Origin of the sequence: Ensifer sp. LC384 (assembly GCF_001695865.1) — a bacterium.
In the GTDB taxonomy this organism is placed as follows: domain Bacteria; phylum Pseudomonadota; class Alphaproteobacteria; order Rhizobiales; family Rhizobiaceae; genus Ensifer.
Genome location: NZ_MBST01000016.1, coordinates 95,948 through 108,502, shown reverse-complemented (window position 1 = coordinate 108,502; position 12,555 = coordinate 95,948). Strand labels below are relative to the sequence as shown.

The window sequence follows — 12,555 nt, the reverse complement described above, 5'->3', positions numbered from 1 at the left end:
CGCCTGTCGAGAGACGGGCGCCTTGCATCTTCACAGTTGCCGACACGCAAAGTACTGCGGCGACCCCTGCGTTACATCCTGTAACGCCAGCGTTACAGGATGTAACGCGACAGGTCGGTGTTGGCGGCGAGATCGCCGACATGCTTGCGGACATATTCCGCATCGATCGTTACACCCTGGCCGGCACGGTCCGGGGCGTTGAACGAGATTTCGTCCAATACACGCTCCATCACTGTCTGCAGGCGCCGGGCGCCGATGTTCTCGACGCTTGAGTTGAGCTGAACGGCCACGTCGGCCAGCGCATCGATGGCGTCGTCGGTGAAGTCGAGCTTCACTTCTTCCGTCTCGAGCAGCGCCTTGTACTGGCGGATGAGGCTCACCTCGGTCTCCGTCAGGATGCGGCGGAAGTCTTCCTTCGTCAGCGCGCGCAGCTCGACCCGGATCGGCAGTCGGCCCTGCAGCTCGGGCAAAAGGTCGGAAGGCTTCGACACATGGAACGCGCCCGACGCGATGAAGAGAATGTGGTCGGTCTTCACCGGTCCATACTTGGTCGCCACCGTCGTACCTTCGACCAGCGGCAACAGATCCCGCTGCACGCCTTCGCGCGATACGCCGGCGCCCATGCCGCCTTCGCGCGACGCGATCTTGTCGATCTCGTCGAGGAAGACGATGCCGTCGTCCTCGACCGCCCGCACCGCCTCGCGCTGGATCTGCTCATTGTCGAGCAGCTTGTCGGACTCGTCGTTGACAAGCACCTCGTAGGAAGCCTTGACCGTCGTCTTGACCTTCTTGGTGCGTGCGCCAAGCGCCTTGCCGAACATTTCCGACAGGTTCAGCACGCCGATATTGGCGCCCGGCATGCCCGGGATTTCGAAGCCGCCCGGCGCACCGGTCTCGGCGACGTCGACCTCGATTTCCTTGTCGTCCAGCTCGTTGGCGCGCAGCTTCTTGCGGAACGAATCGCGCGTTGCGGGCGAGGCCGTGGCGCCGACCAGTGCGTCGAGCACGCGCTCCTCGGCATTCTGATGGGCCTTCGCCTTGACTTCCGCCCGGCGCTTTTCGCGCACGAGACCGATGCCGACTTCGACGAGGTCACGGACGATCTGCTCGACGTCGCGGCCGACGTAGCCGACTTCGGTGAACTTGGTCGCCTCGACCTTGACGAAGGGCGCGCCGGCAAGTTTCGCCAGGCGGCGGGAGATTTCCGTCTTGCCGACGCCGGTCGGCCCGATCATCAGGATGTTCTTCGGCATGACCTCGTCGCGCAGCTCGTCACCGAGCTGCTGGCGCCGCCAGCGATTGCGCAACGCAATCGCGACCGCGCGCTTGGCGTCGTTCTGGCCGATGATGAAACGATCGAGTTCCGACACGATTTCTCTGGGTGAAAAAGTACTCATGAATTCCTCTCAAACTCGGTCCGCGTCAGCTCCATCAGGAGTGTGCGGCCGGATGCATCTATCCATTCGCCAAAGGGCACGAAGCCCGCTTTCGCATAGGCCCTGACGGCCCTTCTGTTACCCGCATCGGGGTCGATCACGATCCGTGGTGCGCCGGCGGCAAAAAGCGTCTGCGCGAAGGCCCGCAAGGCCAGCGACGCCACGCCTTTTCCGGTCATCTCCGGCGGCCCGATGAAAATATCGACGCCGGGGACATCGGTTGGCAGCTCCTTCGCCCACGGCTCTTCGTCATATTGGGACGGTGTCCAGGACTGGATGTAGCCTGCCGGCTCGCCGGCGACGTGGAAGATGAAGCCATCCACCTCGCCCGTGGCGCAGCCGTCGCGGATCAGCTCGACTTCCTTGTCCGGATCACCCCACCATTGCCGGACATGCGGCTCGCTCAGCCAGCCATGCAGCATCGGCAGGTGGTTATCGGCCACCCGCTCGAAGCTGACATGAACCTGGTCAGTTGGCATCCAGCGTCTCCACCACGACATTGTGGTTGGTATAGACGCAGATGTCGCCTGCGATTTCGAGTGCCCGGCGGGCGATGTCCTCGGCCGACTTGTTGCTGTCCATCAGGGCGCGGGCCGCGGCAAAGGCGTAATTGCCGCCCGAGCCGATGGCGATCGTTCCATGTTCCGGCTCCAGCACGTCGCCGTTGCCGGTAATCGCCAGCGTGATCGACTTGTCGGCGACCAGCATCATGGCTTCCAGATTGCGCAGATACTTGTTCGTGCGCCAATCCTTGGCGAGCTCCACCGCCGCGCGCATCAGCTGGTCGGGGTATTGTTCGAGCTTGGCTTCGAGCCGCTCCAGAAGCGTGAAGGCGTCGGCCGTCGCCCCGGCAAAGCCGGCGATCACGTCGCCCTTGGCAAGGCGCCGCACCTTGCGGGCATTGCTCTTCATCACCGTCTGCCCAAGGCTGACCTGGCCGTCGCCGGCCATGACCACCTTGCCGTCCTTGCGCACCGTGATGATGGTGGTCGCATGCATCGTTCCGTAGGGATTGTGTTCACTCATTAAAGATACCTGTCGGCCCCAGAACCAGGGGCGTTGGGGGGCTCGAACGAGCCTGGTTGCTTGAAGCCTATGTAAGTGCGCCAAACGCGATTGCAAATGCCGTCCAGCCACGCAGTTGACCGCAAATTGGGCGCCTGCCCGAATCGTTCGAATCTCGGTCGCGGTTCTGGATATTTTCCGCCTCCCCTGATAAGGAGCGGCTCCAGCGCATACAGGAGAGCCTGATGGCAGAAGCCACGTCCAGCCGCACCGGCCAAGTTTCGCGAAAGACCAATGAAACTGCCGTGTCCGTATCCGTCAACATCGATGGAACCGGAACGTCGAAGATTGCGACCGGAGTCGGCTTCTTCGACCACATGCTGGACCAGCTCTCCCGACATTCGCTGATCGACATGGAGATCAAGACCGACGGCGACCTCTATGTCGACGATCACCACACCGTCGAAGACACCGGCATTGCCATCGGCCAGGCCATCGCCAAGGCGCTTGGCGACCGGCGCGGCATTACCCGCTATGCCTCGCTCGATCTTGCCATGGATGAGACGATGACCCGCGCGGCGGTGGATGTGTCCGGCCGGCCGTTCCTCGTCTGGAACGTGACCTTCACCTCGCCGAAGATCGGCACGTTCGACACCGAGCTGGTGCGCGAATTCTTCCAGGCGCTCGCCCAGAACGCCGGGATCACGCTGCATGTCCAGAACCTCTACGGCGCCAACAACCATCATATCGCCGAAACCTGCTTCAAGTCCGTCGCCCGCGTCCTTCGCACGGCAACCGAAATCGATCCGCGCCAGGCCGGCCGCGTTCCCTCGACCAAGGGTACGCTTGCCTGAGCGGTCATTATCTGGCTGATGACCATGGCCTCTTACATGATCCTGACCCCGCCGGGCGCCCGCGCTGACGATGACCGGGCACGTTTCGTCGCCGACGGCTTCTCCTGGTGCGCCTTTCTGTTTCCGGCGCTCTGGCTTTTTGCCAAGCGCATGTGGCTCACTGGAATCGCAGTTGCTGTTCTGCAGATTCTGTTAATCTCTCTGTCGGCGATCGGTGGCGGCCTGCTGGCAGCACTTCTGTTGCATCTGGCGCTCGGGCTCATGGTCTCGCTGGAAGGCCCTGTATTCATCGCCCGCCGACTGATCTCCCGCGACTGGACGCTGCGCTCGATTGTTCCTGCACGCGATCTTGAGACCGCCGAGGAAATCTACTTCGCAAACGTGGTCCCGGCCGACCGAAAGGCAACGGAGCGGCCATCTGTCGACTGGCCAAGACAGGCGCCGGCAAAGGCCGGCCCGGGACTTGGGCTTTTTGAATCCTACGGAGAACGCTGATGCGCGTCGCCATTATCGACTATGGATCGGGCAATCTGCGCTCGGCAACGAAGGCCTTCGAAAGGGCTGCACGGGAAGCCGGCATCGCCGCCGAAATCGACCTGACGGACAGGCCCGAACGGGTGGCGACCGCCGACCGTATCGTGCTGCCGGGTGTCGGCGCCTATGCGGATTGTCGTCGCGGCCTTGCTGCCGTCGACGGCATGGAGCAGGCACTGACCGAGGTTGTCGAGCAGGCCGCCCGGCCGTTTCTCGGCATCTGCGTCGGCATGCAGCTGATGTCGTCGCGCGGCCTCGAGAAGACCACGACACATGGATTTGGCTGGATCCCCGGCGACGTCGTCGAAATGAAGCCTGCGGACACGTCGCTGAAAATCCCGCAGATCGGCTGGAACACGCTGCGACTTGCACGCGCGCATCCGTTGTTTGACGGCATCCACACGGGCGACGACGGCCTGCACGCCTATTTCGTGCACTCCTACCACCTGGCCGCGGAAAATGCCGACGATGTGATCGCCGAGGCGGACTACGGTGGCGCCGTCACTGCCTTCGTCGCCAACGGCAACAAGGCCGGCTCGCAGTTCCACCCGGAAAAGAGCCAGGTACTCGGCCTTGCCCTCATCTCGAATTTCCTGCGTTGGAAGCCCTGAAAGCTTCTGCGATCTCTGATCGGATAGATACATGATCCTTTTCCCCGCTATCGACCTGAAAGACGGGCAATGCGTGCGCCTGAAGCTCGGCGACATGGAGCAGGCAACGGTCTATAACCCGGATCCCGGCGCCCAGGCGCGCGCCTTCGAGGAGCAGGGCTTCGAATGGCTGCATGTGGTCGACCTCAATGGTGCCTTTGCCGGCGAGACCGTCAATGGTGCGGCCGTCGACGCGATCCTCAAGTCGACCAGGAACCCTGTGCAGCTCGGCGGCGGCATCCGTACGCTTGAGCATATCGAGAACTGGCTGTCGCGCGGGCTTGCCCGCGTCATTCTCGGCACCGTCGCTGTGCGCGATCCGGCGCTGGTGATCGAAGCCTGCCGCAGGTTTCCGGGCAAGGTCGCCGTCGGCATCGACGCCAAGGGCGGCAAGGTCGCCGTCGAGGGCTGGGCAGAGGCGTCGGAGCTCGGCGTTATCGAGCTTGCGAAGAAATTCGAGGGCGCCGGCGTTTCGGCGATCATCTACACCGACATCGATCGCGACGGCATTCTCACGGGGATCAATTGGGTAGCGACGCTGGAGCTTGCCGATGCCGTTTCGATCCCGGTGATCGCTTCGGGCGGCCTCGCCTCGATGGACGATATCCGGCGAATGATCGCCCCGGATGCGGCAAAGCTCGAAGGCGCCATCTCCGGCCGCGCGCTCTATGATGGCCGCATCGACCCGCAGGAAGCACTGGCGCTGATCCGCGCTACGAGAAAGGCATGAGCCGATGACCCTCAAAGCCCGCGTTATCCCCTGCCTCGACGTCAAGGACGGTCGGGTCGTCAAAGGGGTCAACTTCGTCGATCTGATCGATGCCGGCGATCCGGTCGAGGCGGCACGCGCCTATGATGCGGCCGGAGCAGACGAACTCTGCTTCCTCGACATCACCGCCTCGTCCGACAACCGCGAAACCATCTTCGATGTGGTGGCCCGCACGGCGGAACAATGCTTCATGCCGCTGACCGTCGGCGGTGGCGTGCGCCAGGTGGCGGATATCCGCAAGCTGCTGCTCGCAGGCGCCGACAAGGTTTCGATCAATACGGCGGCGGTGAAGAACCCGGAGTTCGTCGCCGAAGCCGCCGACAAGTTCGGCAACCAGTGCATTGTCGTCGCGATCGATGCCAAGAAAGTCTCCGGGGAAGGCGAAGAAAACCGCTGGGAGATCTTCACCCATGGCGGCCGACAGACGACGGGCATCGACGCGGTCGAATTTGCCCGGCGCGTCGTCGATCTCGGCGCCGGCGAAATCCTCTTGACCTCGATGGATCGTGACGGAACGAAGAGCGGCTACGATATCGCGCTGACCCGGGCGGTTGCCGATGCCGTGCGCGCGCCCGTTATCGCCTCGGGTGGCGTCGGCACCCTCGACCACATGGTCGCCGGTATCCGCGACGGCCATGCGACGGCGGTTCTGGCCGCGTCGATCTTCCACTTCGGCACCTATAGTATTGGCGAAACCAAGCGCTATATGGCCGACCATGGCATCGCCATGCGTCTCGATTGAGTTTCGGGGTTTCGTTGATGAGTGATTTTTCCCTTTCCGACCTCGAGACCATCGTCGCCGCGCGCGCCAAAGCGTCGCCGGATGAATCCTGGACGGCGAAACTGGTCGCAAACGGCCAGCAGAAAGCGGCCAAGAAACTGGGCGAGGAAGCGGTCGAAACCGTGATCGCGGCGATCCGGAACGATCGCCAGAATCTCGTCGATGAGAGCGCCGATCTGCTCTATCATCTTATGGTCGTATTGAAAATTGCGGACATTCCGTTGCAGGATGTGCTCGACGAACTTGCACGGCGGACAAGCCAATCCGGTCTGCAGGAAAAGGCTAATCGGCAGGATCCATGACCCTAGCTGCGCAAGACATCGAAGCGGCCGACCTCCCGGACAATCTCCAGAAGCGGGATTATTCGCCCTATCATCTGTTTTCTGCCGAAGAGTGGTCCCGCTTTCGCGCCGACACGCCCCTGACGCTGACAGCGGACGAAGTGCAGCGGCTGCGCTCGCTGAACGACCCGGTGGATCTCGGCGAAGTCAGGCAGATCTACCTGTCGCTATCGCGGCTTCTTTCCGCACATGTGGAATCGTCCCAGCTTCTGTTCGAGCAGCGCAAGCGCTTTCTCAGCATGTCCGGCGAGACGAAGACGCCCTTCGTTATCGGCATTGCCGGGTCGGTCGCCGTCGGCAAGTCGACCGCCGCCCGTATCCTTGCGCAGCTTTTGTCGCGCTGGCCGTCGAGCCCGAAGGTCGATCTCGTCACGACGGACGGCTTCCTCTATCCGAACGCGGTCCTGCAGCGCGAAAACATGATGGATCGCAAGGGCTTCCCGGAGAGCTACGACCTTGGCGCGCTGCTGCGGTTCCTGTCGGCGATCAAGGCCGGCCAGCCGAACGTCAAGGCGCCGAGCTATTCGCACATGACCTATGACGTGCTGCCGGATCAGTTCACGGTCATCGACCGGCCCGACATTCTGATCTTCGAAGGCATCAACGTCCTGCAATCGCGCAACCTGCCCGCCGACGGCAAGATCGTGCCGATGGTCTCGGACTTCTTCGACTTCTCGATCTATATCGATGCCGAGGAGAGCCTGATCCACAGCTGGTACGTCAGCCGCTTCATGCGCCTCAGGGAAACGGCGTTCAAGAATCCGGAATCCTACTTCCACCGCTATGCGACGATCAGCGAAGACGCGGCGCGTGCGATCGCCGAAGGGCTGTGGCACAACATCAACCTGAAGAACCTGCACCAGAACATTCTGCCGACGCGGCCGCGCGCCGACCTGATCCTGCAGAAAGGCCCCAACCACCTCACCGAGAAGGTGGCGCTGCGCAAGCTATGAGCGCGCTGGTGCCTGTCGCCCGAAAGCACACAACTGCTTCGCGGAAAAACGGTCGCAACGCGAGGGCCTGCGACGCCATTTCCAAGTGACAGGTGCTAGGGATTGACCCGGCGCAGCGTCAGATTGAGCCGGCCGCCATTTTTCAGCAGTGTCGACGTATTCGGATAGATCCGGTCGACGCCGTGGAAGGCCAGACGCCCTTCTCCGCCAAGCACGACGATATCGCCGCTTTCGAGCCTGAAGGATACGGTCTGGCCGCCGCGCTCTTTGCCGCCGACCCGAAACAGGCAGCTGTCCCCAAGAGAAATAGAAACGACAGCCGTCTCGAGATCGCGCTCGTCCCTGTCCTGGTGCAGGCCCATGCGCGCCTCTTCGGAATAGAAGTTCACGAGGCAGGCTTCCGGCTGCTTGTCGCTGGCTGACACCGCGTTCCAGATTTCAAGGAGAACCTCCGGCATCGGCGGCCACGCCCTGCCCGTTGCGGGATGCTGCGGCTGATAGCGGTAGCCTTTCTCGCGGTCGGTCACCCAGCCGAGCGGTCCGCAATTGGTCATGCGCACCGACATCGGCTTGCCGGTCTTGGGCATTTCCGGCACGAACAGCGGCGCTTCGGCAACCACGCCGCGGATCGCGTCGACGATCTGCTCCTGGCGGGCACGGTCGAGAAAGCCGGGGATGTGTTTTATCCCTTTCGGGAGAACCTGCATGAGGTTGCCCTCACTCCTCAAGCCCGAGCAGTTTTGCCGGGACGCCGTAGCGCTCAGACCATCCGGCATAGGCGACATCCGTCGGGCCAACGACGTGATCCACCAGGTTCCATCGGCCGCCCTGGAAGCTGACGAGTGCGAACACGGTCAGACCATCCATCATGTCGGCTTCATCGCGAAAGCCGGTTTGCGCCAGATCGATGGCGCCACCACCGGGACGCTGCGGTTCGACCTGTACGAAGGCCCAGTTCGGCGCAGCCCGCATCGTGGTGACGACGAATTCGACCAAGCCACGCATCTCCGCCTCGACGGCAGGCCGCAGGGCATCAAGGATCGCCGCGCGCTCCGAACTGCCCTTACAGCGCCGCGCGTCAAATATGACGCGCAAAGGACGCTGTAACGCTTTAAACCTGCTGCATAATTTTATCCTTAAATCGGATCCGATTTAAGGAATTATGCAGTAGCCGGCTCACGCAGCGTCTGCGCGGTACCGGTGGTGGCAAGTCCCAGACTTGCCACCACCAGAACGACGCTTGAAAATGCTCGCTTCGACAATCTTGTCACGCGGCATCCAGATCCGGGATGCGCAGAACCTGGCCGGGATAAATCTTGTCGGGATGGGTCAGCATCGGCTTGTTGGCCTCGAAGATCACCGTGTGCTTGGCGCCCTTGCCTTTCCCGTACTGCGCCTCGGCGATCTTCCAGAGGTTGTCGCCCTTCTTGACGGTATAGAGGACGGGGGCCTTGGCGGGTACCGGCGCCGCACCGGCATCCGCCACCTTCAGATCCGACGCTTCGACCGAGGAAACGCCAAGCGTGTTGCCGACGGCGACGACGGCCTTTTCGAACGCCGTCTGATCCTTGACGATACCCTTCAGCACCACCTTGTCATTGACGACTTCGACCTGGACGTCCTTGGTGCCGAGATCGTGCGAAGCGAGTTCCTTCTGGACGCTTTCGGTATCAGGCGCATCGTCGTCGCCGCCAATGCCCAACTTCTTGCCGGCGTTCTTGATAAAACTGAAAAGGCCCATGGATCCCTCCGTCTGCAAAAATCCCTGCGGGATAAGAGAGGGCGCTTGACGGCAAAAGACAAGAGACCGGTGAAAAGATTCCGCAACCGGAAGTCACTCGCCGGTCGGGCGTCCGCGCAACTTCTTGGTCTCACCGCGGCCGGTCTTTTCCTTCAGCCGGCGCTCGATCGAACCGCGTGTCGGCTTGGTCTTCTTGCGTGGCGGCGGTGGTGGCTCCGCGGCCTTGAGGATCATCTCCTTCAGCCTTTCGCGCGCGTCCTCACGGTTGCGCTCCTGGCTGCGGAAACGACTGGCCTCGATCATCAGCACGCCGTCTTTCGAGGCGCGGCGACCGGCGAGTTTCAGGGTATTGGCCTTGATGCGATCGGTCAGCGCGGGCGACGCCTGGACGTTGAAGAACAACTGGACGGCCGTCGATACCTTGTTGACGTTCTGGCCGCCTGGGCCGCCGGCCAGCACGAATTGCTCCGTCAGTTCCCAGCCGGCAAGCACGATGTTGTCGTTTATGTAAAGCGGGTCGCTAGCCATGATTCACCTCGCCCGATCTATGGCACAGAGCGAACCTCTTGAAAACATTCGCCAGGAAAACGAAAAACCCGGCCATCAAGACCGGGTTTCACGTGAATCATAGCCAGCAATGCTTATTCGGCGGCGATCTTCGGGCCGGGTGCGGCATCGCGCACACTGCCATCGACATGCTCTTCGAACTTGGCGAAGTTGGCGATGAACATATCGACCAGGCGGCGGGCCTGGGCGTCATAGGCGTTGCCGTCCGCCCAGGTCGAGCGTGGATCGAGGATGCCGTTGTCGACGCCCGGTACGGAGACGGGTACGGCGAAACCGAAGTTCGCATCGGTGCGCAGTTCAGCCGCATTCAGCGAACCGTCGAGTGCGGCGGCGAGCAGAGCGCGGGTGACCTTGATCGGCATGCGGCTGCCGGCGCCATAGGCACCGCCGGTCCAGCCGGTGTTGACCAGCCAGCAGGTGACGCCGTTCTTGGCGATCAGGTCCTTCAACAGGTTGCCGTATTCCGACGGATGGCGCGGCATGAACGGTGCGCCGAAGCAGGTCGAGAAGGTTGCTTCCGGCTCGGTGACGCCCTTCTCCGTGCCGGCGACCTTGGCGGTGTAGCCGGACAGGAAGTGGTACATCGCCTGTTCCGGCGTCAGCTTGGCGATCGGCGGCATCACACCGAAGGCGTCGGCGGTCAGCATGATGATCGTGCGCGGCTGCGGCGCGGTACCGGTTTCGCTGGCATTCGGAATGAAATCCAGCGGGTAGGCGCAGCGGGTGTTCTCGGTCAGCGAACCATCGTCGAAATCGGGGACCCGGCGTTCGTCGAGAACGACATTCTCCATGACGGTGCCGAAGCGGCGGGTCGTCGCGAAGATTTCCGGCTCGGCGGCCTCCGAAAGACGGATGGCCTTGGCGTAGCAGCCGCCTTCGAAGTTGAAGACGCCCTCATCTCCCCAGCCGTGCTCATCATCGCCGATCAGCGTGCGGGTCGGGTCGGCCGAGAGCGTGGTCTTGCCGGTGCCCGACAGGCCGAAGAAGATGGCGGTATCGCCATCAGGGCCGACATTGGCCGAGCAATGCATCGGCATGACGCCCTTCTTCGGCAGCAGGTAGTTCAGAACGGTGAACACCGACTTCTTCATTTCGCCGGCATAGGACGTGCCGCCGATGAGGATGAGCCCATTGGCGAGATCGCAGGCAATAACCGTTTCCGTACGGCAGCCGTGGCGCTCGGGATCGGCCTTGAAGCTCGGCAGGTCGATGATCGTCAGCTTCGGCAGGAAGGAAGCCAGCGCCCCGCGCTCCGGACGGATCAACAGGTTGCGAATGAACAGCGAGTGCCAGGCAAATTCGGTGACGACACGGGTCGGCAGGGCATTGTCCTTGTCAGCGCCGCCGACGAGGTCCTGGACATAGAGCGACATGCCCTTGGCATGATCAAGCATATCCTGGCGCAGCACGGCGAAATGCTCCGGCGACAGCGGCTTGTTGTTGTCCCACCAGATCTGATCGTCGGTGGACGCATCGCGGACGACAAACTTGTCCTTCGGAGAGCGGCCGGTGTGCTGGCCGGTGCGCGCAACGATCGCACCATGCGCCGTCAGCTGAGCCTCGCCACGGCGGATGGCTTCTTCATAAAGTTCTGCGGCTTCAAAGTTGTACCGAACCACGTCCAGGTCGGTAAAGCCGAGTTTTTCCAAGCCGTTCGCTGCATTGCGAGTGCCGAGTTGCTCCATGGTCAAGCTTCCTTCGTGTTTGGCCATTGGCGTTGAATTTGGCCGGAACATACTTGCATGCTCGCTCAAAAACAAGGCGACGTCAAAAAAAGAATAATGATTTCAGTATATTAATCGATTTAAAGAAAATTATCGTTTTTTTAATCGGTTGAATCCGAGTTCCCTGCGCCATATCTGCCTCTGAGCGACGGAGTGTACGCTCGAGAGCTTTTTGGGCTTCGCCACAATTTGTTCCACCTTTATACTCAAGTAACGCACCCGTGACTCGCGGTTGCCGCGGATTCGGCGACGAAACCGGTAATCGGCCTCAAATGACGGAGTTGAACACGATGCAGACCATCGCGCTTGTCGATGATGACCGGAATATCCTGACGTCCGTATCCATCGCCCTTGAAGCTGAAGGTTACAAGGTCGAGACCTATACGGACGGCGCCTCCGCGCTCGAAGGCCTTTTGGCCCGGCCGCCGCAGCTTGCGATCTTCGACATCAAGATGCCGCGCATGGACGGCATGGAGCTGTTGCGGCGCCTGCGTCAGAAGTCGGATCTGCCGGTGATCTTCCTGACGTCGAAGGACGAGGAAATCGACGAGCTCTTCGGCCTGAAGATGGGGGCCGACGATTTCATCACCAAGCCGTTCTCCCAGCGCCTGCTGGTCGAGCGCGTCAAGGCGATCCTGCGCCGGGCGGCCAACCGCGAAGCGGCGGCAGCCGGCGGCACCGCCGGAACACCCAAGACGTCCGACGCGCCGTCGCGCTCGCTGGAGCGCGGGCAGCTGGTCATGGACCAGGAGCGCCACACCTGCACCTGGAAGAACGAGCCGGTAACCCTGACGGTCACCGAGTTTCTCATTCTTCACTCGCTTGCCCAGCGCCCGGGCGTGGTGAAGAGCCGCGATGCCCTGATGGACGCGGCCTATGACGAGCAGGTCTATGTCGACGATCGCACCATCGACAGCCACATCAAGCGGCTGCGCAAGAAATTCAAGATGGTCGACAACGACTTCGACATGATCGAGACGCTCTACGGCGTCGGCTACCGCTTTCGCGAGATGGCCTGAGGCGATAGGGGCCTCGAGGACTTGCCATCGCGTCGTTTGTGGAGCATTCAGAACCGATGCGATGGCGGGCAGGCTTCGACCCGCCTCTTGGCTTGGCCGGTGGCATTGAATCCACGAGACCGAAGACCAGAAAAAAGAACATCGGCGGACCTGCGAAACCCGGCATACGGGTAACGCGTGT

The 12,555-nt window shown here is 62.0% G+C and carries 16 protein-coding genes; 8 read left to right on the top strand and 8 right to left on the bottom strand.

All coding sequences use genetic code 11. The features are described 5' to 3' along the window. Positions 1 to 92: 92 nt before the first annotated feature. Genes hslU through hslV form a run of 3 tightly spaced genes read right to left on the bottom strand, consistent with a single transcriptional unit; the run spans position 93 to position 2,462 of the window. Entirely contained in the window at positions 93 to 1,397 is a 1,305-nt protein-coding gene (hslU, locus tag BC363_RS14425; RefSeq protein WP_065781627.1) for an ATP-dependent protease ATPase subunit HslU, read from the bottom strand. Next, positions 1,394 to 1,915: a GNAT family N-acetyltransferase gene (locus BC363_RS14420; protein WP_065781626.1), complete on the bottom strand. Its 522-nt coding sequence runs from the start codon at positions 1,913 to 1,915 to the stop codon at positions 1,394 to 1,396. Before BC363_RS14420 ends, hslU begins: the two co-directional genes overlap by 4 nt. Continuing rightward, positions 1,905 to 2,462, bottom strand: coding sequence for an ATP-dependent protease subunit HslV (gene hslV / locus BC363_RS14415; protein WP_065781625.1), 558 nt, complete (start codon positions 2,460 to 2,462; stop codon positions 1,905 to 1,907). Before hslV ends, BC363_RS14420 begins: the two co-directional genes overlap by 11 nt. Positions 2,463 to 2,686: 224 nt before the next feature. On the opposite strand from hslV, the gene hisB reads away from it, so the two are divergent. Genes hisB through coaA form a run of 7 tightly spaced genes read left to right on the top strand, consistent with a single transcriptional unit; the run spans position 2,687 to position 7,323 of the window. Then, positions 2,687 to 3,295 carry an imidazoleglycerol-phosphate dehydratase HisB gene (gene hisB / locus BC363_RS14410; RefSeq protein WP_065781624.1) on the top strand — a complete coding sequence of 203 codons (609 nt, stop codon included), beginning with the start codon at positions 2,687 to 2,689 and terminating at the stop codon, positions 3,293 to 3,295. 24 nt (positions 3,296 to 3,319) lie between these two features. Beyond that, positions 3,320 to 3,790, top strand: a complete 471-nt coding sequence (locus BC363_RS14405) for a DUF2628 domain-containing protein (protein ID WP_065781648.1) — start codon at positions 3,320 to 3,322, stop codon at positions 3,788 to 3,790. Beyond that, entirely contained in the window at positions 3,790 to 4,440 is a 651-nt protein-coding gene (hisH, locus tag BC363_RS14400) for an imidazole glycerol phosphate synthase subunit HisH (protein ID WP_065781623.1), read from the top strand. The genes BC363_RS14405 and hisH overlap by 1 nt, the downstream gene beginning before the upstream one ends. A gap of 31 nt (positions 4,441 to 4,471) precedes the next feature. Next, positions 4,472 to 5,209: a 1-(5-phosphoribosyl)-5-[(5-phosphoribosylamino)methylideneamino]imidazole-4-carboxamide isomerase gene (hisA, locus tag BC363_RS14395; RefSeq protein ID WP_065781622.1), complete on the top strand. Its 738-nt coding sequence runs from the start codon at positions 4,472 to 4,474 to the stop codon at positions 5,207 to 5,209. A gap of 4 nt (positions 5,210 to 5,213) precedes the next feature. Continuing rightward, entirely contained in the window at positions 5,214 to 5,990 is a 777-nt protein-coding gene (gene hisF, locus BC363_RS14390; RefSeq protein ID WP_065781621.1) for an imidazole glycerol phosphate synthase subunit HisF, read from the top strand. Positions 5,991 to 6,007: 17 nt separating this feature from the next. Continuing rightward, positions 6,008 to 6,331, top strand: a complete 324-nt coding sequence (locus BC363_RS14385) for a phosphoribosyl-ATP diphosphatase (protein ID WP_053251203.1) — start codon at positions 6,008 to 6,010, stop codon at positions 6,329 to 6,331. Beyond that, positions 6,328 to 7,323: a type I pantothenate kinase gene (coaA, locus tag BC363_RS14380; protein WP_053251202.1), complete on the top strand. Its 996-nt coding sequence runs from the start codon at positions 6,328 to 6,330 to the stop codon at positions 7,321 to 7,323. The genes BC363_RS14385 and coaA overlap by 4 nt, the downstream gene beginning before the upstream one ends. Positions 7,324 to 7,418: 95 nt before the next feature. Here the strand turns inward: coaA and BC363_RS14375 are convergent, their stop codons facing one another. From BC363_RS14375 to BC363_RS14355, 5 genes are all read right to left on the bottom strand, one after another. Further along, complete coding sequence (locus BC363_RS14375) at positions 7,419 to 8,030, bottom strand: alpha-ketoglutarate-dependent dioxygenase AlkB (protein ID WP_065781620.1); 612 nt, start codon at positions 8,028 to 8,030, stop codon at positions 7,419 to 7,421. Positions 8,031 to 8,040: 10 nt separating this feature from the next. After that, positions 8,041 to 8,328: a hypothetical protein gene (locus BC363_RS14370; RefSeq protein ID WP_202618569.1), complete on the bottom strand. Its 288-nt coding sequence runs from the start codon at positions 8,326 to 8,328 to the stop codon at positions 8,041 to 8,043. Between the two features lie 262 nt (positions 8,329 to 8,590). After that, positions 8,591 to 9,064, bottom strand: a complete 474-nt coding sequence (lysM, locus tag BC363_RS14365; protein ID WP_065781618.1) for a peptidoglycan-binding protein LysM — start codon at positions 9,062 to 9,064, stop codon at positions 8,591 to 8,593. A gap of 93 nt (positions 9,065 to 9,157) precedes the next feature. Continuing rightward, on the bottom strand, positions 9,158 to 9,592 hold the full coding sequence (gene arfB, locus BC363_RS14360) for an alternative ribosome rescue aminoacyl-tRNA hydrolase ArfB (RefSeq protein ID WP_065781617.1): 435 nt from the start codon (positions 9,590 to 9,592) through the stop codon (positions 9,158 to 9,160). 113 nt (positions 9,593 to 9,705) lie between these two features. After that, positions 9,706 to 11,316, bottom strand: a complete 1,611-nt coding sequence (locus tag BC363_RS14355; RefSeq protein ID WP_065781616.1) for a phosphoenolpyruvate carboxykinase — start codon at positions 11,314 to 11,316, stop codon at positions 9,706 to 9,708. A gap of 329 nt (positions 11,317 to 11,645) precedes the next feature. On the opposite strand from BC363_RS14355, the gene chvI reads away from it, so the two are divergent. Next, positions 11,646 to 12,374 carry a two-component system response regulator ChvI gene (gene chvI, locus BC363_RS14350; protein WP_139109983.1) on the top strand — a complete coding sequence of 243 codons (729 nt, stop codon included), beginning with the start codon at positions 11,646 to 11,648 and terminating at the stop codon, positions 12,372 to 12,374. Positions 12,375 to 12,555: the final 181 nt, after the last annotated feature.